Genomic DNA, 23,790 nt, shown 5'->3' with positions numbered 1-23,790 from the left:
TTCGGCCACGGTTTTCGCAAGGGGATGTCATGAGCAGGACCCGCAACAGGAAGCAAAAGGCCGACATGGCCTCACAGGCCGACCGCCACCGGCTGTACGAGCTGGCGGTGCAGTGCGCCGAGGCCGAGGTGGATTTTGTCATCGACACCTTCCGCGAGCTGCGGGGCCGCAAGCCCCTGCACCTGCGCGAGGATTTCTGCGGCACCGCCAATGTGTGCTGCGAATGGGTGCGGCGCGGCGCACGGCACACGGCGGTCGGCGTGGACCTCGATGGCGAGGTGCTCGACTGGGGTCGACGCCACCGCCTGGGCGCACTCACCGAGCGTCAGCGTTCGCGAGTGGCCCTGCTCCAGGACGATGTCCTCGACGCCCAGACCCGGCCGACCGACGTGGTGCTGGCAATGAACTTCAGCTACTGGCTGTTCAAGCAACGGAGTGATCTGCTGCGCTATTTCCGCAGCGTGCACAACAACCTGGTGGACGACGGCATCTTCTTTCTCGATGCCTATGGCGGTTACGACGCCTTCCGCGAAATCGACGAGGAGCGCGAGATCGACGATGGCGGCGAAGGATTCACCTATATCTGGGACCAGGACCACTTCAACCCGGTGGACAACAACCTGGTCTGCCACATCCACTTCGCCTTTCCCGATGGCTCGGTGATGGAGCGTGCCTTCACCTACGACTGGCGGCTGTACACCCTACCCGAGATTCGCGACCTGCTGGACGAGGCGGGCTTCTCGCGCACCACGGTGTACTGGCAGGGATGGGACGAGGACGGCGAAGCCAGCGGCGAATTCTACCCCACCGAGACCGCGGACGCGGATGCCGGCTGGATCTGCTACCTGGTCGCAGAGAAATAGCACGCCTGCGCTTCCTCCGGCGTCCCGCAAGTGAGGGAAGAGTGACCCAGGCAGTGTCCGCAAACGGGCGCTGATCCGAGGCCCTGCAAACAGAGAGGGTTCGGTTTCAGGCTTCCTGAAGCCCTTGGTGTCCTTTGCGGTTTCCACCTCCCGTCTCCCCCCAGACAAGGTCAGCGAGCCAGTCAGGGTGGGAGTCCGGGACGTCGCGCCGGCAGGTAGAAGGCCCGTCCTCGGGCCGAACCGTTCGCGGCGAGGACGCCGCTCCTACCGTAGGAGGCCCCTCCTCGGGCCAAACGTTCGCGACGAGGACGCCGCTCCTACCGGTCTGCCGGGGCCGGCTTTGCGGCGGCCGGCTTCTCCTGCGGGTTCTGTTGTGGCTTCTTTTCTGCCTTTTTCGCCTTGGGCTTGCCGGCAGAACCGAAGCCCGCGCCTTCCTCGCCCCACATGTTGCGGAACTCGGTCGGCGCGTTGCGGAAGTTGCGCTCGAACTCGTTTTCCACGTCGATGGGGTTGGGCACGCTGATCTGCGGCGCGGTCCAGCCCGGCGGCATGCGCCCCATGTTGTACGGGGTATTGATGGCGTCTTCCCACATGTTGGCTATGGACTCTTCGGGATCGGAGGGGTCGATCCACTTGAAAGGCACATCATTGCCCCAGGGCGTCACTCCCTTCCAGCGATCAGGGCCGTAGCCACCGAAGAAGCCGTCGCCCCAGCCCGGGAAATTGCCCCAGGGCATCTGTTTCATGGGGTGATCGCGCCACTTGTCGTGCGCGAAAGGCCCACTGCGCCAGGGCTGGAACCGCGGATGTGCCCAGTAGCCCTCGTGGTCCAGGGGATTCTGCAGCGGGTTGTCACCCCCGAACAGATCCCAGTCGTCCCAGCGCTTCTTGCCAAAGCCGCGCGGAAAGCCGCCGTAAGGCATGCTGGATCCATAGGCCGGCGGGTAATACCCCTGGGCGCCCGGATAGGCATAGGCGCCGGCCGACGGCGGGGCCTGGTAGCCATAGCCCGGGTACTGGCCATAGCCGTAGTCACCATAGCCCGGCTGGGCATAACCGTAGGGAACGGCCGGTGGCTGCGGAGGCGCGGAGTAACCGCCCTGCGGATAACCCTGCGCAAGCACCTGGCCGGCGCCGCTCGCAAGCCCGAGCAGGATGGCGGCAGAAAGGGATTTGATCGATTGTTTCACTGGTGCGCTCCCGATGCCCTCGAAAGGCGGACAGCCCGCCGACATCATAATAATCAAAGATATGCTTATGCTATCAAATATTTATTTATAATGCTGTCTTTCCCCGGACCATCCGTCCACTCACAGGAGAGCCCGCCATGTACGAATTCAACCTCACTCTCGACCTGCCCTTCGAACAAGCACTCGAAAAGGTCCGCGAGGCCCTGATGTCCGAACACCTGGGCATCGTCAGCGAAGTGGACGTGCAGGCCATCTTCAAGGCCAAGATGGACAAGGACATCCCGCCCTATCGCATTCTGGGGGCCTGCAACCCGAAACTCGCCGACCGGGTGCTCTCGGTCGAACCCAATGCCGGCACCCTGCTGCCCTGCAACCTTGTACTCCGTGACGCCGGCGACGACAAGACCGTGGTCAGCTTCATGGACCCGGTCGCCGTGCTCGGACTGAGCGAGTCGGCCGAGGTACGCGCGGTGGCCGAAGAGGCCCGGGACAAGCTGCAACGGGTGGTTGCTGGCCTGGGTGGCTGAGACCACGGACAAGCCACATCCCCTCGGCCGGATCGTCGCACGCCGCGAAGACGCCTGCGGCCCCGTAGAGGTCCGGGAACTGGGGCAGCACCGCTTTCTCACCTTCGGCAACGTGGTGGAGCAGAGCTGCTGCAACACGGCCCAACCGTGGCGACTGGAGCATGTCTATACCCAGGCGATGATGCTCGGCCTGTTGCTGCGCCCGGATCCCGGCTCGGCACTGATCCTCGGCCTGGGCGGCGGCAGCCTGGTGCGCGCCCTGCGTCACGCTGCCCCCGACCTGCGCCTTGCTGCCGTGGAGAGCCGCCAGGCCGTGATCGAGCTGGCCATCGAATGGTTCGGCGTCGATCCCGGCGACCCGCAGCTGCGCCTGCATTGTGCCGATGCGGCCGATTTCGTCGCCGGCACGCAGGAGCGTTTCGACCTGATCTTTGCCGATCTCTACCTGGCCGAAGGCGTCAACCCCGTGCAGACCCGGCTCGACTTCCTCGAGCACACCCGGGAGCGCCTCGCCCGCCATGGCCTGCTGCTGCTCAACGCCTGGTGCAGTGAATTCCGTGACGCTCGGGAGACCCACCAGGCGCTGGACGCGGTGTTCGGCGAGTTCCGCCTGGCCCTGCACGTGCAGGGCGGCAACAGCATCATCTTCGCCTTCCGCGACCACCTGCCAGTGGTCGATCGCAACCGCCTGTTCTCCTCGGCGCAGGCCATGGGACTGCGCCTGGACATCCCCCTGCAACGCCTGGCTCGCACCCTCTGGCGACAGAACGCGCAGGCATTGCGCAGCGGGCGATATCGCCCGGGATAGGCGCCAGGGTCCGACACGGACGCCAGGAAAGAAAAAGGCCGGACGCCTCACGGTGCCCGGCCTGCTTGCGCGACAGAAGATTCGCCGTATCAGCCAGCTTCCTTGCGCGCCTTGGTCTCCTTGATGACCTCCTCGGCCACATTGGCCGGGCACGGCGCATAGTGCGAGAACTCCATCGAGAACTGGCCACGACCCGAGGTCATGGTCCGCAGGTCGCCGATGTAGCCGAACATCTCCGAGAGCGGACACTCGGCCTTCACGCGCACACCGGTGGGACCGGACTCCTGACCCTGGATCATGCCGCGGCGGCGGTTGAGGTCGCCGATCACGTCACCGACATGGTCTTCTGGGGTGAACACGTCCACCTTCATGATCGGCTCGAGCAGTTGCGGCCCGGCCTTGGGCACCGACTGGCGGTAGGCACCCTTGGCGGCGATCTCGTAGGCGATGGCCGAGGAGTCCACCGGGTGGAAGCCACCGTCGACCAGGGTCACTTTCACGTCCAGCAGCGGGAAGCCGGCCAACGGACCTTCCTGCATGCTGACCGCGAAGCCCTTCTCGACTGCCGGCCAGAACTCGCGCGGCACGTTGCCGCCGGTGACAGTGGACTCGAACTGGAAGCCGCTGTTGGGCTCGCCCGGCTCGATGACGTAGTCGATCTTGGCGAACTGGCCCGAACCACCGGTCTGCTTCTTGTGGGTGTAGCTGTCCTCGACCCGCTTGGTGATGGTCTCGCGATACGCCACCTGCGGCTTGCCCATCTCCACGTCCACGCCGTGGGTGCGGCGCAGGATGTCCACCTTGATGTCGAGGTGCAGCTCGCCCATGCCCTTGATGATGGTCTCGCCCGAGTCCTCGTCGGTCTCGACGCGGAAGGACGGGTCTTCCTGCATCATCTTGTTGAGCGCCACGCCCAGCTTCTCGGTCGAACCCTTGTCCTTGGGCTTGATGGCGATGGAGATCACCGGATCGGGGAACACCATCGGCTCGAGGGTGGCCGGATTGTTGGGATCGGCCAGGGTGTGGCCGGTCTGGGTGTTCTTGAGACCCACCAGGGCGATGATGTCACCGGCCTGTGCGGAATCCAGCTCCTTGCGCTCGTTGGCGTGCATCTCGACGATGCGGCCGATGCGCTCGGTCTTGCCGGTGTAGGTGTTGAGCACGGTGTCGCCCTTCTTCAGCCGACCCGAGTAGATGCGGGTGAAGGTCAGGGCGCCGAAGCGGTCGTCCATGATCTTGAACGCCAGCGCGCGCAGCGGGCGGTCGGGATCGACGATGGCGTACTCGCCGGTCTCGTTGCCCTCCAGATCGACCTCCGGCTGGGGCTTGACCTCGGTCGGGTTCGGCAGATAGTCAACCACCGCGTCCAGCACCAGCTGGATACCCTTGTTCTTGAACGCCGAGCCGCAGTAGGTCGGGAAGAAGTCCAGGTTGATGGTGCCCTTGCGGATGCAGCGCTTCACGTCCTCGATGGAAGGCTCCTCGCCTTCAAGGTAGGCCTCCATCAGGTCGTCGTCCTGCTCCACGGCAGTCTCGATCAGCTTCTCGCGGAACTCCTCGACCTTGTCGGTCATGTCCGCGGGCACGTCTTCGATGTGGTACTTGTGCGGATCACCCGAATCGTCCCAGATCCAGGCCTTGCGGGTGAGCAGATCGACCACACCGACGAACTCGTCCTCGATGCCGATCGGCAGGGTCATGACCAGCGGGTTGGCGCCCAGCACGTCCTCCACCTGCTTGACCACACGGTAGAAGTCCGCGCCCATGCGGTCCAGCTTGTTGACGAAGATGATGCGCGCCACCTCCGACTCGTTGGCATAGCGCCAGTTGGTCTCGGACTGGGGCTCCACGCCGCCGGAGCCGCAGAACACGCCGATGCCGCCGTCGAGCACCTTCAGCGAGCGGTACACCTCGATGGTGAAGTCCACGTGTCCGGGGGTGTCGATGATGTTCAGGCGGTGATCCTTCCAGAAACAGGTGGTCGCCGCGGACTGGATGGTGATGCCGCGCTCACGCTCCTGGTCCATGAAGTCGGTGGTGGCCTCACCATCGTGCACCTCGCCGATCTTGTGGGTCTTGCCGGTGAGGTTGAGGATACGCTCGGTGGTGGTCGTCTTGCCCGCGTCCACGTGGGCGAAGATGCCGATGTTGCGATACAGGGCGATGTTGCGATACAGGGTGAGATCAGTCATGTCGGGTCTCTTTATGAAGCGTTCAAATTCCAGTTAATCCAAATCTTCTGCCACCACGGGAATCGTCTCCCGACGGCTCCGGACTGCCAGACAACGGCCGAACGTATGCAAAAGGCCACCAGACAGCAAAACCAAGTAATTGATTTTGCTGACATTTGGTACAATCCGCAGAGAGAGAAATAGGCGCGTATTCTAGCATTGTGGGACGGAATCGCCCAGCAAAAGTTCCTCCGCCAAACGGTTCGGCCCGAGGACGGGCCTCCTACATGTGGGAGCGGCGTCCTCGCCGCGAATGATCTGCCGCGAATGTTCGACCCGGGGACGGACCGCCTACAGCCAGATTGCATCCCAGTGGGGGTAATGTCCGATATCATCCACCAACCCCGCCCGCAACGGGTTGGCCACGATATACCTTGCCACCTGCCGCAGATCCTCGTCCCTGCGCAATGCGTGATCATGAAAACCTGCCAGCCATATCTTTCCCCGTCCGATTCGCCTGGCTGAAATGGATTTCATGCTGGCAATCACGCAGGACAACGGTCTCCGCTCTCCCAGTTGAAGCAGCCAATGTACATGATCCGGCATCACCACAAAGGCCAGGGTATCGGCAAGCTCGTGTGACTGGATCTCCATCAGCACCTGTATTACTCGCCTGGCCGAGTTCAAGTCCTGAAAGACAGGTTCACGTGCACGCGTGACAGTGGTCACGTGATAAATCTGACCGGGGATCGAAACACGACCCTTGCGGAGATCTTTTCCGTGATACACCGGAACCATCCTTGGTCCTCCTCAGCAAATTGTTCGGCCCGGGGACGGGCCTCCTACATCACCTGTGGGAGCGGCGTCCCCGCCGCGAACATTCGGCCCGGTAGGGTTCGGCCCGAGGACGGGCCTCCTACAGGTGAACATTCTTGCCGCGAATGTTCGGCCCGAGGACGGGCCTCCTACATGTGGGAGCGGCGTCCTCGCCGCGAATGTTCGACCCGGTAGGGTTCGGCCCGGGGACGGGCCTCCTACAGGTGAACATTCTTGCCGCGAATGTTCGGCCCGGGGACGGGCCTCCTACGTGCAGGCGCGTTGCACCACTGGCTGATCGCCACGCAGGGTGCACACGATCCACAGGCTGTCGCTCTCCTCGGCGATCCGCACCAGTTCCGGGAGTTGGCGCGAGGACATGCGCTGGATGGTACGCGCCAGGGCAGCGCGATTGGCACGGCTGAGGCGCTTGAAGGCAAGAAAACCGGCCCGGGCGATATTGAGCTGCACCTCGGGCTCCCAGGGACCTGTCTCCAATGCACGGGCGAAGGCCTGCTGGAATTCCGCGTCGATCTGCCCGAATCGCGCCTTGGCCACCGCCAGGTCCGCCCAGGCATAGGGCCAGGCCGGACGTCGCGCGAGCGAGTCCCGGTAATACTGCAAGGCCTGCGCGCCACGACTCTCCGCCCTGGGGGCGATCAGCGCACCCCATTCGTACAGGCCCCCGGCCTGTTGCAACAACCGCGGATCTTCGGGCGTCCAGCCCAGCGCCGCCCGCACCAGTTCACGTGCCCGTTGCCATTCCTGCTCTTTCGGAAGATGCCGACGCTCGGCCCAGGTATCGAGGTGGGCCTGCACGAAATAGGCATAGACATCGGCGACCCCGCGAGGAAAGGCGCCGACGGCGACGACAAGCAAGGCCACCATCAGGCCGCTCGCCGCGATCCGCAGTCCGGGGCCTCGCGCGGCCATCAGGCCAATCCGCAGATCCGTGCCGGATTGTCCCTCACCAGGCTCCATGCCGTGGTCTCGTCGAGACGCTCACACACGGCCTTGAATCCGGGGCGCATGTCGGGCGGACGGGCGTGCAGGTTGTGGGCATCGCTGGCCAGCACCGTCACCCACCCCCTTTCGAGCAACTGCCAGGCACGCTTCAGGGCCTGGGAGCCGAAGCCACCCGTCACCGCCGCCGCCGTGACCTGCAGCAGGCAGCCCTGCTCGAAAAAGGGATGAATCTTCTCGAAGCGACGGATCACGTCCTTGTTGCGCTCCGGGTGGGCGATCATCGGCTGGTATCCCTGGCGCAGCAGAAAGGCCGTCAGTTTCTCGCTGCCCGGCGGGATATGGCTGTGAGGGAATTCGAGCAATACCACGGGACGCCCTTCCCATTCACCGATGGTCGGCAAGACACCCTGGCGCGCCTGCAACACGACCTGGTCGCTCACCCGGACTTCCGCGCCAGGCGAAACCCGCAGGGCGATACCCGCGGCATCGAGGGCCTGCTGAAAATCCTCACAGGCCGCGGCAATACCGTCGCGGTGATTGTCGTAACGACCAGGATGCACATGCGGGGTCATCACGGCATGGCAAATACCAGCGTCGACCGCGACCCGTGCCAGTGCCAGCGCCTCATCGAGGTCTTTGGCGCCATCGTCGATACCGGGCAACAGGTGGCAGTGCAGATCAATCACCCGTTCCCCTCCGGTCAGTCCTGGGTGTAGCCGTAAGAAGCGTAGTAACCGCCGCCGTCGCCATCGTAGTAGCCGTAGCCCTTTTTCTTCTTCTGCGACACGTCGTTGAACACGGCACCGATCAAATGCGCCTTGTAGTGGCGCAGTCGCTTGATGCCCTCCTGGGCGGCAGGATACGGCGTACTGTCAGCCTTGATCACGTAGATCACCCCGCTGGCATTGCGCGAAAGCACCAGGGCGTCGCTGACCGCCAGGGCCGGCGCACTGTCGATGATGATGTGGTCGAAGGTCCGCCCCAGGGTGTCCAGTGCCTCCTTGAAGCGCCGCGAGGACAACAGCTCCAGCGGATTGGGCGGCACCACCCCCGAAGGCATCACGTAGACATTGCGCTCATCCAGCTGGTGCACGCATTCCGAGGCATTGGCCGACTGCGACAGGAACTCCGACAACCCCTTGGCCTTGCGATCCAGGCCCCAGGTGGTCGCCACCGTCGGCCGCCGCAGGTCGGCATCGATGAGCAGCACCTTGTGCATCTCGCCGAGGGAATCGGCAAGGTTCATGGCCAGGGTACTCTTGCCATCGCCCGGCACCGAGGAGGTTATAACGATCACCTTGTAGGGCTCGTCCAGGCCGGACAGCAACACCGAGGTCCTTACCGTGCGGATGGACTCGGCGAACCGGGACTGGGGGTGGCTGCGGGCGTAGTCCAGCGGGGTCTCGCCCTTGCCCAGCTTCAGGTGCAGCACCGCTCCCAGCAACGGCAGCCCCAGACGCTCTTCCACGTCTGAAGCCCGCTTGAAGGTATTGTCCAGCCGCTCCAGCAGAAAGGCCAGGCCGATACCGAACAACAGCCCCAGCACACCGGCGATACTCACGATCTGCCGCTTCTTCGGCTTGACAGGCACAACCGGCACCGCCGCCGGGTCGGCGATACGGGCATTGGCCTTTTGCAGATCACCGGCCTGGCTCGTCTCCTTCAGGCGCCTGAGGAACATCTCGTAGAGCTGTCGATTGGAATCCACCTCGCGCTCGAGCACGTTGAGCTGGTAGCTCTTGCGATGGATGGACTGCATCTCGTCCTTGGCATTCTCCAGCGAGGCGCGGATGGCCCGCTCGTTGGTGAGCGCCACCTGGTATTCCTTTACGAGGCTGGCGATCACGCTGCTGACGCGCTTGCGCACCGCGGCGCGCGCCTCCTGCAGGTCGGCCCGGGCCGCGGCCATCTTGGGATGCTTGGCCCCGTAGCGCTTGGCCAGGATCTTGAGACGGCGCTCGGCATCCACCTCGGCGCCCTTCAGCGAACTGACGACCGGGTCGTTGAGCACAGCCGGAATGGAGGACAGCTTGTCGGGATCCCCCTTGGCGGCACGCACCTGGCTGACGGCGGCCTGCGCGCGAATGCGCTCCTGCTCGGCCACCACCAGATTCTGCCGCAGGTCCTGCAACTGCTCGGCGGTGAGGGTGCCCACGCCACCGGAATCGATCAGCTTTTCCTTTTCGCGGTAGGCCTGCAATGCCTGTTCGGAAACGCGCAGCTTCTTCTTGAGCTCCTCCAGGCGCGAGGCCAGCCAGGCCGTCGCCTTCTTGGTCATCTCCAGGCGGGCGTCGAGATCGCTCTCGATATAGGTATCGGCCAGGGTGTTGGCTATGAGTGCTGCCAGCGCGGGATCATGCGCCTCGAAGCTGATGCGCACGAAACGGGTGTTGCGTACCGGCGCGACCTTGAGGCGATCGAGAAAGTCACCGATCAATGCCTCGCGCGCGGCCAGGGCCTCTGCCTCGGGATCGGGCGCCCCCTCGTCTGCCGCCGGCAGCCAGGCCGCAAACCACTCACGCCAGTTCAGACGGAAGGACCATCCACTGTCCTTTTGCGGCAGGAATTCCGGATTGTCGGCCAGCGAGAGCTTGTCGATCACCCTGGCGGCCAGGGCACGCGACTTGAGGATCTCGACCTGGGTACGATAGTAGGCATCGTCACCACTGACCGCATACACGTCTTCGATCTGTACGATCCTGGTCGATTCCGGCTCGATCAGCAGCGAAGCGGTCGCCTGGTAGACAGGCCGCTGCTTGAATACCACCAGCACGAACAGCAGGGCGATACCGATGATGCTCCACTTGTGAGAATGGATGATACGCCAGTATTCGCGCAGGTCGACGGTCTCGTCATCGAACTCCTCGCGAACCGGCTCCCTACTGATGTCTTGAGCGTTCATAAGCGCCGAGCCGGCTTGCACCGACCCTCTCTTTGATCCGATTTATCCGTATTTCCGCTTCTCTCAGAAGAAGCTGCGGCCTACCGAGATGATGTCTCCGGGGTGCAATTGATCGTCCAGGTGGATCTGCTGCGGCTTGCCAAAGGCGTCGTCACCGTGCACGACCGTCAGCGCCCGCTTGTTGGCGCGCTCGGCAAAACCACCCGCCAGCGAGATGGCCTTGCGTACTGTCATGCCCGGCTGGAAAGGGAACGAACCAGGACTCTTGACCCAGCCGTTCACGTAGAAATGGCGGTATTCGACAATGGAAACGGTCACCTCGGGATTGACCAGATAGTCCCCCCTCAACCCCTCGGTGATACGCTGCTCCACCTCGCGCAGGGTGCTGCCCTTGACCTGGATCTCGCCCAGAAAGGGATAGGAAATGGTGCCACTGTCGTCCACCAGGGTCTCGACCGAGAGATCCTTCTCGCCATAGACCTGGATTCGGATCTTGTCGCCCGCCCCCAGGCGGTAGTTGTCCAGCGCCTGTGCCGCCAACGCCATGTTGCCCAGCAGGCAAGACAGCAGCACGACCAGCCCCCCCTCCAGCAGCCTCTTGCAGCCCGTGATCATGTATTCCACCTCGAACCCCCGGGTTCGCCCTTACATGTTGATGCCGACCTGCACGCCGAACTGGTTGTCCTTGTAATCGAGTCCCGCCTGATTGCTGTCACGCCGGCTGTGCGAAATCGTGGCGCCGAACAGCAGCCAGGGGGGCGCGCGATATTCCACGTCGATGCCGAACGAACGGTTCCGGTCGCGGCGGGTACTGCCACCGTACTCGATGCGCGATTTGTCCAGCGACAAGCGCGTACCCAGCACATCGGTCCAGTCGTGGTTCCAGGCCAGCCCCAGGCTGCGCGTGTCCTGGTAGGAGCCCACGCCGTCGGACTCGCCGAAGTCCCGCGAGGTGGACAGCTGGAAACTCGAGTAACTCAACGGCTTCCAGTCCACGCCAAGCTCCCACGAGGCGCCCGAGGCATCACTCAAGCCGGCGGATGACATGTTCTTCTTCTGCCAACCGGCCTTGGCGAAACCCGCTGTCTGGAAGGTTGCCTCCCAACGCACCCCGACCAGTCCCCGGAGCTCGGTGCTGTCGAGGGCCGCCACATCGTAGTTGATCTTTTGCAGATCCAGATCGAAGGTCATGGCGGTGTTCGGCGCCACCTTCATCGACAGCCCGGCCGACAAGGCGTCGGACTTGCGATCCTGCAGGATGGTCGTCGCGCGGTTGTTGTCGTACTTGCGCTTTTCGTGAACGTAGCCGAACTCGAGCTTCTGCTCGCCAATGCCATAGCTGACCCGCCCCTCGCCGGACCAGACATGGAAACGGTCAGGCGCTTTTCGTGAACGTAGCCGAACTCGAGCTTCTGCTCGCCAATGTCATAGCTGACCCGCCCCTCGCCGGACCAGACATGGAAACGGTCAGGCTCGGAAATCGCCAGGGGCGTGCCGGCACTGGTACCGGTACCACGGGCCTCGTGCCCACGCTTGTAGCCCAGGCGCCCATAGAAGGTGAGACGTTCGGTCGGCAGGTAGGCCGCCTCGCTGAACAGATCGACATCCAGGTAGTTGTCGTCGCTGCTGTCGAAATAGACGCCCCGCTCCATGTCGAGCTCGAAGGCTACCTGGGTAGCCTCACCCGCATCGTACTCAAGCCGGGCCCCGGGAGTGAGTACCAACAAGGTGGACGACTTCTTGTTGGTATCGGTCCGAAAGATATTGTCGTCATGCGTCAGTGCAATTCCGATGGACGGATAGAACATCCCGCCATCCAGGATCACGGTGCCGGGCTCTCCGCCCTTGATCGCATGCGCCTGCCCCGTCATCAGCAACGGCAACATCGCCGCTGCCATTGCCACCCATCCCCTGTTCTTCCCTTGCAGCGACATATCCATCCCCATCCAGTTGGCATATCCTTAAATTCGGTCGGAATTCTACTGGCTCCCACTGGCCATTTGCAATTGCATCAAACACATCCAGTGGCGGGTGAGTATTTCATCGGCTACGCCCAACCTACTAATCCATCTCGTCCGTTTGCGAGGAGGGGGTGGAAGAGACCCCAGACGTCCCCTCCCAGCCTCCCCCGCAGGCGGGGGAGGAGCGACCACTCTCGAGCCCCTCGCGAGCGAGGGAGGAATGTGCTCAATTCTCCGACGGCCTCTGGTATGCGGCCACCCAGCCCAGCGCCAACAGCACCACGAACAAGATGGCATTCGACGGGATCTGCAGATTGAAATCCACACTCGAGTGCATAGCGAAGGCGATGCCCGCCATGATCACCGCGAAACCTGCCCCCCGGTACAGGCGACGCCGGCGGCGCCACATGGCCCGCATACCCATCCACCAGGACGGCAGCGCAATGAACAGCAGCAAGGCACTGCCGGGCAGGCCGGTCTCGACGGCCAGCTCCAGGTAATCGTTGTGCGCGTGGTCATAAAAGCCCTGGACTATGCCATCCCGATAGGCGGGATACACCGTGTAGAAGCTGCCAGCCCCACTGCCGGTACGCCAGAAATCACGCACGGGCGCGAGCGTGTCTTCGGCGACATAACGCCGCTGCTCGGTTTCGATGCGGGTCTGCTCGATCCGCTGCATCACGCGCTCGACACCGAACCAGTGCCCTACGATAAAGGTGTCGATCAGCAGCAGACTGCCCAGCAACAGCAGGGGACCGGACCAGGAACGCCGCCCGGTCGCCACCAGCCAGAGTCCGCCGGTAACGAGCAGGCTGGTAAAGAAGGCACTGTTGCCCATGCGCGAATGCGTCATCACCAGCCCGACCACCATGGCCGCCAGCAACACCCGCAAACGCAGCTTGGGGCCCAACAGGGTGCGTACCCAGTGGCGCAGGCGCTGGCGCCACCCGAGAACCCGTTCTTCTTCCAGCCCGGCCAGCAACAGCCCGATGCCCAGTGCCAGGCAGAGTTCGAGATAACCCGCCAGATGATTGCGATTGATGAAAGTACCGGTCGCTACTCCCTGGCCGGTATCCTTGTGAAAAAAGAAGCCCCACTCCAGGCCGGACATCACCATCAGGCTGCCGTACACCGCCTGAAATGCCCCGCTGAACACCAACACCCACATCAGGCGCCGCAGCCGAGCACGGCTGTTGACCAACGCCAGCGTGAGCACGAAGACCAGCAGACAAGACAGGCTCTTCAGCCAGAACACCCCCCGGCCCAGGGCTCAAGCGACACCGGTGCCGTGCCTTGCGGATCGACCTCCCGCCAGGCCTGCCAGGCACGGGGCGACAACCAGGACAGCCCGCCGGGCGGCAAGGGCAAGCGTTGCAACGCCAGCCAGACCAGCCACAACACGAAGACCAGCAACACCCAGCGCGCCTGCATCAGTGCCGGACCCGGCTCCACCCGGTGTCTCAGCCACAATCCCAGCCACCATGCCGCCAGCAGCGACAACAGGGTGTACATGAGCACCACGGCCCATACCCGGTTGCTGCCAACCGGCAGCGGCAACCAGAGCAGCAATGCCAGGAACCCCACATAGAGTCCACGGTCTGCTGGAGTGCCCGTCGCCTGCGTTGAAGTCATACCGCCCATACGCGAAGAGACCCGCCCGCAGGCAGGCCTCGACAAACAGGGTTGAGGGTTCGATGGTCTTGTGTGGAATGATCCATCTGCCAGCTTGCCCGGGGCTCCCTCCCAGCCTCCCCCGCAAGCGAAGGAGGAGTTGATCTGGCGGTGCCCGCAAGCGCCGGAAGCGTTGATCCGGCGGCGCCCGCAAGCGGGATAGGCATTGATCTGGCGGTGCCCCGGAAGCGGGGTGAACCCTCGGCAACCGGGGAGGGGCCTTACTCCCCCCGACTGGCGGAGAGAGTTGGGGAGTCCCCAAGCAGCCAATCAATCAGGAAGGACTGACACCACCGCCGCCACCACCGCCGCCACCACCGCCGGGCAGTCCGCCGCCCGTTCCGGTATCCGTGTTGCCATCATTGCCGTTGTCGTCATTGCCGTTGTCGTCGTCCTTTTTCTTCTTCTTTTTCTTCTTGTCCTTGTCTTTCTTGCCCGCGGCGGTTGCTTCCAGATAGGGCTCGGGGTCTACACCCGCCAACAGCAGGCCCTGTGCGATGGCCGCCTGCTCGCCCCCCTCGCCCAGCGTTTCCTGTGCGACCTTGACGATCTTCTCTATGGTCTTGTCTGCCTCACCCTTCTGCGCCAGTGCGGCCTGCACGGCCTTGGCGATCAAGTTGGGCGCCGCTTCGGGATATTTCTCGAGAACCTTCTTCAGCGCCTTCTCGACAGGCATGCCCTGATCCAGCAGGGCCTGCAGCATAGCCTCGGCCGACTGGGCCTGCTCGGCCGCCTGACCACCCTTGTCTTCATCGGCCAGCACCATGCCGGGCATGGCCACGCCCATCAAACACAGTGCCAGCACTACACCGATCTTATTCTTCATTCCCTTAATCTCCTTGAAAAGCGACCGGCCGCTACACCGATTCCAGCAACGATTCTATACGAGGCCATTCCACAGCGACAACTCGAAAACCGCATCGTGGGAAGCCCCTGCCCACTGGAAAATACTTGCAAGCCGACCCGCAAAGCACCCTGGAGTGTGACACATTACTGGCATCTCCACTCTTTATTAAGGAACCTCTGATCAAGAGGCACCTCTGATCACGTCGGCATCCCCATTTATCCGGGGTCCATGAATCACAACCGATTGCTGAGCAAATGGATCCCGGCTCGCGCACGCGGCGCGTGCCTGGCCGGGATGACGGCCCCTCGACTTGATCAGACTGTCCTTAACGTCCCCTGCAAGCAAGGGAAAATACATCGCTCTCCTCGGCAAGCGAAAAATACATTGAATCGACCCCGGTCAGCAGGGAACAGAGCGGGTCAGATGCTCCCGCACGATTCGGACGCTCGACATCCGTCAAGGCACCTCTGATGAACTCTGGCGCGAGCAGATTGTGGTGAAAAATCGTCGGGTTCGAGGCGCGAATCGCGCGTAATAGCCCGCTATTGCGAAGATTCGCAACGTAGACAGGCGATTTGGCGCCGCAAGATGCCGTGTCATGAGTTGATCAGAGGTTCCTTAATGCATCCCCGGGCAAAATCGCTAAAATACGCGGCCACGTCTGCTCAGGGAGACCTGTGCCGAGCGTGGGGCCCAGGGAGCTTCCGACCGACTCCCCTCTCCCCAACGGGGAGAAGGGGCGAGAACCGTTTACCCCTTGCGGGGGAGACCAGGAGGGCACCCCCCAACATTCACACATGGACAAGGTAGTGACATGTCGCACAAGAAAATCGCCTTCATCACCGGCATCACCGGCCAGGACGGGGCCTATCTCGCCGAATTCCTGCTGGACAAGGGATACGAGGTCCACGGCCTGAAACGCCGCTCCTCGCTGTTCAACACCGACCGCATCGATCACATCTACCAGGACCCGCACGTCGAGGACCAGCGCTTCGTCCTGCACTATGGCGACATGACCGACTCGGCCAGCCTGATCCGCGTGATCCAGGCCATCCAACCCGACGAGATCTACAACCTCGCCGCACAGAGTCACGTGGCGGTCTCGTTCGAGTCACCGGAATACACCGCCAATGCCGACGCCATCGCCACCCTGCGCCTGCTCGAGGCGATCCGCATCCTGGGCCTGGAAGACAAGACCCGCTTCTACCAGGCATCGACCTCCGAGCTGTTCGGCAAGGTACAGGAGATCCCGCAGAAGGAGACCACTCCCTATCTATCCGCGCTCGCCCTATGCCGCGGCCAAGCTGTATGCCTACTGGATCACGGTGAACTACCGCGAGGCCTACGGCCTCTATGCCTGCAATGGCATCCTGTTCAACCACGAGTCACCCATCCGGGGCGAGACCTTCGTGACCCGCAAGATCACCCGCGCCCTGGCGCGCATCAAGCTGGGTCTGCAGGACCGGCTCTACCTGGGCAACCTGGACGCGAAGCGCGACTGGGGACACGCCCGCGACTATGTCGAGATGCAATGGCTGATGCTGCAACAGGACGAACCCGAAGACTTCTGCATTGCCACCGGCAAGCAGTATTCGGTGCGCCAGTTCGTCGAGATCGCCGCGCGCCACGTGGACATCGAGGTCCGCTGGGAAGGCCAGGGCGTGGACGAAAAGGGCTACGACCAGAACGGCAACTGCATCGTCGAGGTGGACCCGCGCTACTTCCGCCCCACCGAGGTGGAGACCCTGCTGGGTGACGCCAGCAAGGCACGCGAGAAGCTGGGCTGGCAACCGCGCATCACCTTCGAAGAGATGGTGCAGGAGATGATGGAGAACGACCTGGCTCTGGCACAGCGCGACCACCTGGTGGAAACCCGGGGCTTCAAGGCCTTCAAGCACTACGAATAAGGAGCGGCACATGGCCTTTCTGGACGACGCCGGCGCCAGGGTCTATGTCGCCGGGCATCGCGGCATGGTGGGCTCGGCCATCCTGCGTGCCCTGAAGCGCGCCGGCTTTGCCAACCTACTCACCCGCACCAGCGCCGAGCTGGACCTGCGCCGCCAGGCCGAGGTCGAGGACTTTTTCGCGCAGGAGCGGCCGGATTATGCCTTTCTGGCCGCCGCGCGGGTGGGTGGCATTCTGGCCAACGACAGCTATCCGGCCGACTTCCTCTACGACAACCTGGCCATCGAGGCCAATATCATCCATGCCGCGCATCGCACGGGCGTAAAGAAGCTGCTGTTCCTGGGCAGCACCTGCATCTATCCCAAGCTGGCCCCGCAGCCCCTGAAAGAGGAATACCTGCTCACCGGCCCGCTGGAGCCCACCAACGAGTGGTACGCGGTGGCCAAGATCGCCGGTATCAAGCTGTGCCAGGCCTACCGCAAGCAACACGGCGACGACTTCATCTCGGCCATGCCGACCAACCTGTACGGCCCCGAAGACAACTTCGACCTGGAAAAGTCACACGTGGTGCCGGCCATGATGCGCAAGATGCACGAAGCGCGCGAACGGGGTGAAGCCGAAGTGCCGTTGTGGGGCACGGGCAAGCCACTGCGCGAATTCCTGCACGTGGACGACCTGGCCGAGGCCCTGCTGTTCCTGATGCAACACTACAGCGATGCCGAGCATGTCAACGTCGGTGTCGGCCAGGACCTGAGCATCCGCGAGCTGGCCGAGACCATCGCCCGGGTGGTCGGCTACCAGGGCGAACTGGCCTTCGATCCCACCAAGCCCGACGGCACCCCGCGCAAGCTGGTCGATACGACAAAAATCAATGCCCTGGGCTGGCATCCCCGTATCGGCCTGGAAGAAGGCCTGCGCGATACCTATCGCTGGTACCTGGCGAATCGTGACCGCCTGCGCGGTCAGGATCGGCAGGCCACTGCAAAGGAACCTCTGATCAACTCATGACACGGCACCTTGCGGCGCCAAATCGCCCGGTTCCACGTTGCAAATCTTCGCAATAGCGGGCTATTACGTGCGATTCGCGCCTCGAACCCGACGATTTTTCACCACAATCTGCTCGCGCCAGAGTTAATCAGAGGTTCCCAAAAGTCAGAAGATTGTCAGAAGCCTCCCGGCAGGACGACGATGTCTGCCGGCCGCGGAAAAGCCCGGCACAACAATGGCTGAACGGCATGGATTCCGGCGCCACGGCGCCTGGCCACCATTATTTGCGCCTGAAATTCCCGAATACGCCCCCCATACTTGCGACGCACTTCACACTTTGGAGTAGAATTCTCTTGTCGTTGTCGGAGATGACCGACATGGCAGGAAGCAGGTCCCGCCGAGGAAACTCCGATCAAGTCCCTTCCCCGCCCGCAGGGGAGACCAGGAAGGAGACAAGGGCTTGCCTGCCTCCCCTCTCCCGTCCTCTCCCACACGCGCCCGGGACACACTTGATCGACGTTCCTGATAACGGAGACCACGGTACGGCTCCTTGGAGCCGGGAAGCACAGAACAGGGGGCCTTGCACCCCTCTCCCCCGCGCTCAAACAGCGTGCGGAAGAAGACCGATTCTGCGCTTCCCCCAGGAAATCTCAGCCGGCACAGGGAGCTGGCAAGGAAGACAAGGACTGAGTAATGGACACCAGGGAATTGTTGGCAGGAATGCTGTTGGGGGCAGGGATTACCGCTCTCATCCTCTTCTTGTTGCGCAAGATCGCGTTTCGCATCGATCTGCTCGACCGTCCCGATAGCCGCAAGCAACACCAGGGCGCCATTCCCCTGGTCGGGGGACTGGGCATCTACGCCGGGTTCGTACTGACCGGCCTGCTGCTCGGCATCCCCTTGTACGATTACGCCGCGCTGATCGTCGGCGGGCTGATCCTGGTTGCCGTTGGCCTCGTGGATGATCTGCACGAACTGCCCCCACAAGCACGTTTTGTCGCCCAGGCCATCGCCGCACTGCTGATGATCTACTGGGGCGGCGTCGAGTTGACGGACCTTGGCTACCTGCTGCCGGGCATCGACCACCCCGTGAAACTGGCGTGGCTATGCGTCCCCTTCACCGTCTTTGCCACGATCGGCGTGATCAACGCACTGAACATGGTCGACGGCGTGGACGGCCTGGCCGGCTCCGTCGTTCTCAACGCCCTGCTGGCCTGGCTGTCGCACGACCTGGCCGACGTCAGCGTGCTACTCCTGCTGGCCAGCGCCGTGATGGCCTTTCTCGGCTTCAACTGGCGCTTCAAGCTCGACAAGAAACCGCTGATGTTCCTGGGCGACGCCGGCAGCCTGCTGCTGGGTTTTGTGCTGACCTGGTTTATGATCAAGCTCAGCCAGGGGGAACACCGCGCCATGGCACCCACCACCGCGCCGTGGCTGGTGGCCATCCCGCTGATCGACACCATCGTCATGATGGTGCGGCGTATCCGCAAGGGCCGGTCCCCGTTCACCGCCGACCGCGAGCACTTTCACCACGTGCTGCAATACGCCGGCTTCAACCGCCGCGAGACCGTGTTCATCATCCTGGGCGCCTCGGTGGTGTTCAGCGCCATCGGCATCGCCGGCGAACTGCAGCGCGTACCCGAACCGGTCATGCTCGCCGCGTTTCTCGCCGTGTTCGCTACCTACTATGCACTCATCATGCGTTCCTGGCGGATGATGCGCTTCCTCAAGCGTTCCATCTGCCGCCGCCACAAGCATGACCGCCGGCAACTCCAGGACCGGCGACAACAACAGATCCCCTGGGTTGGCCCCGAACGCCGTCAACTGGCCGACCGGCGCCAAACGCTGGACCGGAGAACATCCGGCGACACCGCGCCCAGCTCACCCACCCCGAGCGCACCGCAAAGCACCGGGAAGAAGGTCGGGGCCTTGCGGTAGGTCTGAAGCCTGCCCAGATCAAGCCCCCCGCTCGCGGAAAGCGACGATCCTCCCTTCCCCGCCTGCGGGAACATCCACCGTCCACACCTCTCCACTTGCGGGGGAGGCCGGGAGGGGGACCATCAAAGCCGCCAAACATCCATCCCAGCGACCGCAAGCGCCTCCCGGTCGAGCACGGACTTAACGTCCATCAGCACCACACCCAACCCCCTAACCGCCGACAACGAATTCCTACCTAATTGGGAGGCTACGACCTCATTCACACCGGCAATCACGTTACCAATAAATCCCTCACGACGTTCGTTTCTGGAGAACAACTTTCTGCCGCATGACATGAGCTAGAAAAACAGGCGCAGAAACCCCCATCCGCCGCCACAGCCTTCTCGGCTGCTGTACGAGGCGCGGCAGCCACTCCAAGCCCATGCGCTGGAACATGGGATGGGGACGCTTCACCCGACCGGTGTAGAAATCGAACACCGCCCCGATGGCCGCGGCAAAACGCACGTTCAACCGCTCCTGCTGGCCGAATATCCACTTCTCTTGCTTGGGTGCGGTCATGCCTACCCAGAGCACGTCCGGGGCAGCACGGTTGATGGCCTCCACCATCTCGTCCAACTCCTGCTCCGTGTACTCGAGCTTGAAAGGGGGTGAATAGGTACCCGCCACCTCCACCCGCGGATAGTCGCGGGCCATGCGGGCACGGATCTCCGCCAGAGTCTGCTCGGTGGAACCAAGGAAGAAAACCCTGTAGCCACCCACCTCGTTCAATGAATCCAGCACCCCCTTGAAGATGTCGCTACCGGTCACTCGCTCGCGGATCCGCCCGCCCAGCATCCTCGAAGCCAGCACGATGCCGGCCCCGTCGGGTACCAGCCAGTCGGCCCTGCGCAGGGCTGCGGCAAATCGTTCGTCCTTCAGCGACTCGGCATAGGAGTGGGGATTGAGGCACGCAAGCCAGCGGCACTCCGCTCGTTTGTCACCGCTCCATATCCAGTCCACCACCTCTGCCACCGTGTCCTCCACACCGGATGTGCCGACCCGGTACCCACAGATATCTTCCCGGCGCTGTTTCATCCTTTTGCCCTCTTCTTGTTCACTTCCATGGCAGTCTCGTAGATCTCCATCAACAGCCGGTAGTTGATCGATTCGGTATATTTCTCCTCGAAGGTGACCCGAGCCCTTTCGCCCACGCGCCGCAGCCGATCCAGCGAGGCCCAGGCGTTGCACACCGCTTCCAGCAGCGCATCCGGATCGCCGGGAGCAAATACCACACCCGCCTCCCCCATCCGCACGATCTCCGGCAAGGGACCAATCCGAGATACCGCCGCCGGCGTGCCCAGAGCGAAAGCCTCTCCTATTACCATTGGAAACCCTTCGAAGCATTCTGAAGGCAGCACCAGCAACCTGGCTCGACCGATCTCCTCCTGCGCCTTCTCTGGCGGAAGCTGTCCAAGAAAGCAAACCGGCAGCCCCCGCCCCAGCCGCCGCAGCTCGCCAGCCAACGGGCCGTCGCCCACAATACGCAGTTCGGGTGCGTCGGTACCCCACTGTCGCCAGGCCTGCAAAAGGGTTTCCACCCCCTTTTCGACCGACAGCCGGCCAACAAACACCACGGTTTCCCGGCGAGACTCCCAGGGGATTACCTCGGGATCACCGGGGTAGAAATTGGGTTTGACATGCACCTTTTCCGCCGGCAAGCCAGCGTCGATCATGACCTGGCGCTGGAACTCCGTAAGTGTGATGAAGGCATCCACGTGCTTTTGCCAGGTACCCAGCCGCCGATGCAGCGCTACGTTCGCCGCTAGGGGCGCCGTGGCCAGCCGGCTGTCGCGATAACAGCCGTGCCGCAACGCCGCTCCAACACGCGCTTCATCGATGCACCGGGTACAGACCCGGCCTGCTCGCATGGGGATGGCGGCCGGACAGAAGAGGCGATAGTTGTGCAGGGTAAGCACCCGTGCCGCCCGCGAACCGATTGCCGGGAAAATGGATGGCGATATCAACGGAAAAGTGTTGTGAACGTGAACGACATCAGACCCACTCTCCTCCAATGCACGCCTCATCGCGCGGGTAGAAAAAGGGTTCCAGGGCGTGGCCAGAGCGCCCTTGATCGCACCCCAGGCACCCTGGCCACGAATTTCGTCACTGTGGCGAAAAAAGGTCGCCACCTCGTGGCCCCTGGATACCAGCATCCTCTGCTCCGACTCCACCACACTGGTCTCTCCCGAGGGCGCCGAAGAACCATAGAAATTATGGGTGAGGAGGATCTTCACCGGTCCACCCCGGCCTTGGCCCGATAGACCGCCTCCAGCACCCGCGCCTTGGCGTCCCAATCGTAGTCATGGGCCCGAACCAGGGCCCCTTCGGCCAGCCGCCGGCGATAGGGCTCATCGTCTGCCAAGGTTTCCAGCGCCCGGGCAATTCCCGAGACCACCTCCCTTAGCGACGTAACCGGAACCTTGATACCGCAATCCTCGTTCACCACCTCGGCAAAACCGCAGTGGTCAAGGCAGACGATGGGCAATCCCAACGCCAGCGCCTCCACGGTGACGGTGGAGGTCAGATCCCGCAAGCTGGTGATCAGCAGCAGATGCCCCTGGGCCATGAGCGACAGCACCGCTTCCCGCTCCCGCCAACCATGAAAGCGGCAGCGATCCTGTATGCCCAAGCGGGACGCCAGCCTCTTCCAGGCCGTTGTCCTCGGCCCTTTGCCCAGCACATGCAGCTCCCAGGGGATCGCCCGGGGCAGACGGGCGAGGGCTCGCAGCCCCAGAGGCAGCGCCTTGCGCGGAATGTGCAATCCCGTCCAGATGATGCGCAGCGGCTCATCCGGCGCGCGCGCATTGACGACCTCCACCGGCTTGCGCGGCAGACCGACTTCGGGCATCACTTGGCCGGCTACCCCCCAGTGGCACATAGCCCCCTCACGGTTTTCAGAGGTCGCCGGCAGCAAGCCTTCGTTGCCGGCCCGGCGGGCAGCCAGCCGGGGACGGCGCATGAAACGCATCTGCGCCAGATTGTAGAGGTTATACCCCAGGTAGTAGAGCGCGCCGTAACGGCCCACCTCCGGCAAAAACCGCCAGGGAAAGCGCCCCATGCCTCCCACAGGCCCCCAGACGAAAGGAATCTCCATCCGCCACAGATACCCGGGCTCACGAAAGCCCACCATGGTGAGCTGGTGAGCCAGGTCGAAACAGACCTCTTCGTGCAGTTTTTTCGCCAGCTCGAAAGCCTGACTATGCCACCGCCGATAGTACCAGTAATAGGACGGGGGCCAGAGCCGCCTGAGCCGGCGGTTGCGCTGCTTACGCAGGAAAAAGAAGCGGACATTGGGAAGCGCCTTTGGATGCTCGTTGAGATAACGCTCGATATCCGCCCTGCACTTCTCCTCTTCCACGATGACCCACAGATCGTGGCGTTTCGCCATTGCCTGGACGAAGCCCCAACCCACGGCAAACTCCGAGCCCCTATAAGGGCTGCAGGTATAGGCGGATACCAATACTTTCAGGCGCCGGTCTTTTGCCATGACCTTTCCAACTCTCCCAGCAGGTCGCCATACAAGGGCTTGGGCTGCAAGCCGAGCTGTCGTAACAGCCACAAGGCCCAATGGATTTCGTTGTTTCCCGGCTCGATACCGGCATGATCGGCCGCTTTACCGTGCAGGGCCAAAGCCCGCTCGCTCAACACTTCCAGGCGTTCTTTTTGCGACCGGATATGAAGGGAAGGCGCCACGGCGTAGTAGAAGGCATCCGCCAGCAACAGCTCCCACTCCCGGCTCTCCTCCCAGTCAAACACGAACAGTCCGGCGTCCGTCCAGGCGCAGTTCCAGGGTGCGAAATCACCATGGCTGCGATGCCCTGTCACCCTGATGTCCTCTTCGCAGAGGTGTCGCAGGCGACGCAACACCGTGCCCGCCATTCCCCTCGCTTCACACCAGTGGATTCCCGCCACAACGGCCTGCTGCTGCATCACATCGGCCAATCTTCTCTCTTTCCGGTCGATGTCGGCCAACCGCCCCAGGAACGCCAAAACCTCCCGATGCATGGCGCTCTCGTCGAGAGGGCGCCTTCTGCGATAGGACTGGTGGATAGCCGCCTGGCCGCCGGACTGCACGAAATCCATAAGACGAGGCACTTGGTCGGACACTTCGCTGTTCTCCAGATGCCGCAACGCATCCGCCTCCCTGGACAACGCCGCCATGGCCCGGGGTGACTGTGAACCGCCCCGGATATTCCGGA

Annotated in this window: 20 protein-coding genes and 1 pseudogene; 6 read left to right on the top strand and 15 right to left on the bottom strand. The window is 63.0% G+C overall.

What is annotated here, in order from left to right:
- The first annotated feature begins 29 nt into the window (after positions 1 to 29).
- Positions 30 to 863 (top strand): methyltransferase domain-containing protein, encoded by an 834-nt coding sequence (locus EBS_RS03500; RefSeq protein ID WP_043107346.1) that lies wholly within the window; start codon positions 30 to 32, stop codon positions 861 to 863.
- Between the two features lie 317 nt (positions 864 to 1,180).
- Here EBS_RS03500 and EBS_RS12740 read toward each other — a convergent pair whose 3' ends face one another.
- Positions 1,181 to 2,053, bottom strand: coding sequence for a hypothetical protein (locus EBS_RS12740; protein ID WP_148307632.1), 873 nt, complete (start codon positions 2,051 to 2,053; stop codon positions 1,181 to 1,183).
- Positions 2,054 to 2,190: 137 nt separating this feature from the next.
- On the opposite strand from EBS_RS12740, the gene EBS_RS03490 reads away from it, so the two are divergent.
- Together EBS_RS03490 and EBS_RS12735 are read left to right on the top strand one after the other, a co-directional pair.
- Positions 2,191 to 2,580 (top strand): DUF302 domain-containing protein, encoded by a 390-nt coding sequence (locus tag EBS_RS03490; protein ID WP_043107344.1) that lies wholly within the window; start codon positions 2,191 to 2,193, stop codon positions 2,578 to 2,580.
- Positions 2,573 to 3,388 carry a spermidine synthase gene (locus EBS_RS12735; RefSeq protein WP_148307631.1) on the top strand — a complete coding sequence of 272 codons (816 nt, stop codon included), beginning with the start codon at positions 2,573 to 2,575 and terminating at the stop codon, positions 3,386 to 3,388. The genes EBS_RS03490 and EBS_RS12735 overlap by 8 nt, the downstream gene beginning before the upstream one ends.
- A gap of 89 nt (positions 3,389 to 3,477) precedes the next feature.
- Here EBS_RS12735 and fusA read toward each other — a convergent pair whose 3' ends face one another.
- The 10 genes from fusA to EBS_RS03435 all read right to left on the bottom strand — a co-directional run bounded on the left by fusA (position 3,478) and on the right by EBS_RS03435 (position 14,701).
- A complete protein-coding gene (gene fusA / locus EBS_RS03480; RefSeq protein ID WP_043107342.1) occupies positions 3,478 to 5,580 on the bottom strand; it encodes an elongation factor G in 2,103 nt (700 codons plus the stop codon).
- Between the two features lie 330 nt (positions 5,581 to 5,910).
- Complete coding sequence (locus EBS_RS03475; RefSeq protein ID WP_043107340.1) at positions 5,911 to 6,357, bottom strand: REP-associated tyrosine transposase; 447 nt, start codon at positions 6,355 to 6,357, stop codon at positions 5,911 to 5,913.
- A 285-nt stretch (positions 6,358 to 6,642) separates the two neighbouring features.
- Positions 6,643 to 7,308, bottom strand: coding sequence for a hypothetical protein (locus tag EBS_RS03470; RefSeq protein ID WP_043107337.1), 666 nt, complete (start codon positions 7,306 to 7,308; stop codon positions 6,643 to 6,645).
- Positions 7,308 to 8,027 carry a tyrosine-protein phosphatase gene (locus EBS_RS03465; RefSeq protein WP_043107336.1) on the bottom strand — a complete coding sequence of 240 codons (720 nt, stop codon included), beginning with the start codon at positions 8,025 to 8,027 and terminating at the stop codon, positions 7,308 to 7,310. Before EBS_RS03465 ends, EBS_RS03470 begins: the two co-directional genes overlap by 1 nt.
- Before the next feature lie 14 nt (positions 8,028 to 8,041).
- The gene (locus EBS_RS03460; protein ID WP_043107334.1) at positions 8,042 to 10,243 is read right to left on the bottom strand and encodes a GumC family protein; all 2,202 of its coding nucleotides are present in this window, start codon (positions 10,241 to 10,243) and stop codon (positions 8,042 to 8,044) included.
- A gap of 63 nt (positions 10,244 to 10,306) precedes the next feature.
- Positions 10,307 to 10,858 carry a polysaccharide biosynthesis/export family protein gene (locus tag EBS_RS03455; RefSeq protein WP_052199600.1) on the bottom strand — a complete coding sequence of 184 codons (552 nt, stop codon included), beginning with the start codon at positions 10,856 to 10,858 and terminating at the stop codon, positions 10,307 to 10,309.
- Positions 10,859 to 10,888: 30 nt separating this feature from the next.
- Positions 10,889 to 11,575, bottom strand: coding sequence for an outer membrane beta-barrel protein (locus EBS_RS03450; protein ID WP_408065681.1), 687 nt, complete (start codon positions 11,573 to 11,575; stop codon positions 10,889 to 10,891).
- Positions 11,576 to 12,430: 855 nt separating this feature from the next.
- Entirely contained in the window at positions 12,431 to 13,459 is a 1,029-nt protein-coding gene (locus EBS_RS03440; protein WP_052199260.1) for an O-antigen ligase family protein, read from the bottom strand.
- A complete protein-coding gene (locus tag EBS_RS12730; RefSeq protein WP_148307629.1) occupies positions 13,447 to 13,788 on the bottom strand; it encodes a hypothetical protein in 342 nt (113 codons plus the stop codon). The genes EBS_RS03440 and EBS_RS12730 overlap by 13 nt, the downstream gene beginning before the upstream one ends.
- A gap of 361 nt (positions 13,789 to 14,149) precedes the next feature.
- Positions 14,150 to 14,701 carry a hypothetical protein gene (locus tag EBS_RS03435; protein ID WP_043107331.1) on the bottom strand — a complete coding sequence of 184 codons (552 nt, stop codon included), beginning with the start codon at positions 14,699 to 14,701 and terminating at the stop codon, positions 14,150 to 14,152.
- 835 nt (positions 14,702 to 15,536) lie between these two features.
- Here EBS_RS03435 and gmd point away from each other — a divergent pair.
- The 3 genes and pseudogenes from gmd to EBS_RS03420 all read left to right on the top strand — a co-directional run bounded on the left by gmd (position 15,537) and on the right by EBS_RS03420 (position 19,552).
- A pseudogene (gmd, locus tag EBS_RS03430) lies at positions 15,537 to 16,629 on the top strand (GDP-mannose 4,6-dehydratase).
- Between the two features lie 10 nt (positions 16,630 to 16,639).
- Positions 16,640 to 17,635, top strand: a complete 996-nt coding sequence (gene fcl / locus EBS_RS03425; protein WP_052199258.1) for a GDP-L-fucose synthase — start codon at positions 16,640 to 16,642, stop codon at positions 17,633 to 17,635.
- 738 nt (positions 17,636 to 18,373) lie between these two features.
- A complete protein-coding gene (locus tag EBS_RS03420) occupies positions 18,374 to 19,552 on the top strand; it encodes an MraY family glycosyltransferase (RefSeq protein WP_171816170.1) in 1,179 nt (392 codons plus the stop codon).
- A gap of 291 nt (positions 19,553 to 19,843) precedes the next feature.
- On the opposite strand, the gene EBS_RS03415 is transcribed toward EBS_RS03420, so the two are convergent.
- The 4 genes from EBS_RS03415 to EBS_RS03400 are packed head-to-tail and all read right to left on the bottom strand — an operon-like array spanning position 19,844 to position 23,752.
- Positions 19,844 to 20,626 (bottom strand): WecB/TagA/CpsF family glycosyltransferase, encoded by a 783-nt coding sequence (locus EBS_RS03415; RefSeq protein ID WP_043107329.1) that lies wholly within the window; start codon positions 20,624 to 20,626, stop codon positions 19,844 to 19,846.
- Positions 20,623 to 21,825: a glycosyltransferase family 4 protein gene (locus EBS_RS03410; RefSeq protein ID WP_043107328.1), complete on the bottom strand. Its 1,203-nt coding sequence runs from the start codon at positions 21,823 to 21,825 to the stop codon at positions 20,623 to 20,625. Before EBS_RS03410 ends, EBS_RS03415 begins: the two co-directional genes overlap by 4 nt.
- Complete coding sequence (locus EBS_RS03405; RefSeq protein WP_043107325.1) at positions 21,822 to 23,078, bottom strand: glycosyltransferase family 4 protein; 1,257 nt, start codon at positions 23,076 to 23,078, stop codon at positions 21,822 to 21,824. The genes EBS_RS03410 and EBS_RS03405 overlap by 4 nt, the downstream gene beginning before the upstream one ends.
- A complete protein-coding gene (locus EBS_RS03400; protein WP_043107323.1) occupies positions 23,057 to 23,752 on the bottom strand; it encodes a phosphotransferase in 696 nt (231 codons plus the stop codon). The genes EBS_RS03405 and EBS_RS03400 overlap by 22 nt, the downstream gene beginning before the upstream one ends.
- Positions 23,753 to 23,790: the final 38 nt, after the last annotated feature.

It is taken from the genome of endosymbiont of unidentified scaly snail isolate Monju (genome assembly GCF_000801295.1).
Classification (GTDB): Bacteria; Pseudomonadota; Gammaproteobacteria; order Chromatiales; family Chromatiaceae; genus MONJU.
Note: the sequence above shows the minus strand (reverse complement) of the source record. Positions and strands in the feature narration are given on the sequence as shown.

Excerpts from the sequence above, each read along its gene's own strand:
- EBS_RS03500 (WP_043107346.1), top strand. The coding sequence starts at position 30 with ATGAGCAGGACCCGCAACAGGAAGCAAAAGGCCGACATGGCCTCACAG.
- EBS_RS03490 (WP_043107344.1), top strand. The coding sequence starts at position 2,191 with ATGTACGAATTCAACCTCACTCTCGACCTGCCCTTCGAACAAGCACTC.
- fusA (WP_043107342.1), bottom strand. The coding sequence starts at position 5,580 with ATGACTGATCTCACCCTGTATCGCAACATCGCCCTGTATCGCAACATC.
- EBS_RS03475 (WP_043107340.1), bottom strand. The coding sequence starts at position 6,357 with ATGGTTCCGGTGTATCACGGAAAAGATCTCCGCAAGGGTCGTGTTTCG.
- EBS_RS03470 (WP_043107337.1), bottom strand. The coding sequence starts at position 7,308 with ATGGCCGCGCGAGGCCCCGGACTGCGGATCGCGGCGAGCGGCCTGATG.
- EBS_RS03460 (WP_043107334.1), bottom strand. The coding sequence starts at position 10,243 with ATGAACGCTCAAGACATCAGTAGGGAGCCGGTTCGCGAGGAGTTCGAT.
- EBS_RS03455 (WP_052199600.1), bottom strand. The coding sequence starts at position 10,858 with ATGATCACGGGCTGCAAGAGGCTGCTGGAGGGGGGGCTGGTCGTGCTG.
- EBS_RS03435 (WP_043107331.1), bottom strand. The coding sequence starts at position 14,701 with ATGAAGAATAAGATCGGTGTAGTGCTGGCACTGTGTTTGATGGGCGTG.
- fcl (WP_052199258.1), top strand. The coding sequence starts at position 16,640 with ATGGCCTTTCTGGACGACGCCGGCGCCAGGGTCTATGTCGCCGGGCAT.
- EBS_RS03415 (WP_043107329.1), bottom strand. The coding sequence starts at position 20,626 with ATGAAACAGCGCCGGGAAGATATCTGTGGGTACCGGGTCGGCACATCC.
- EBS_RS03405 (WP_043107325.1), bottom strand. The coding sequence starts at position 23,078 with ATGGCAAAAGACCGGCGCCTGAAAGTATTGGTATCCGCCTATACCTGC.
- EBS_RS03400 (WP_043107323.1), bottom strand. The coding sequence starts at position 23,752 with ATGGCGGCGTTGTCCAGGGAGGCGGATGCGTTGCGGCATCTGGAGAAC.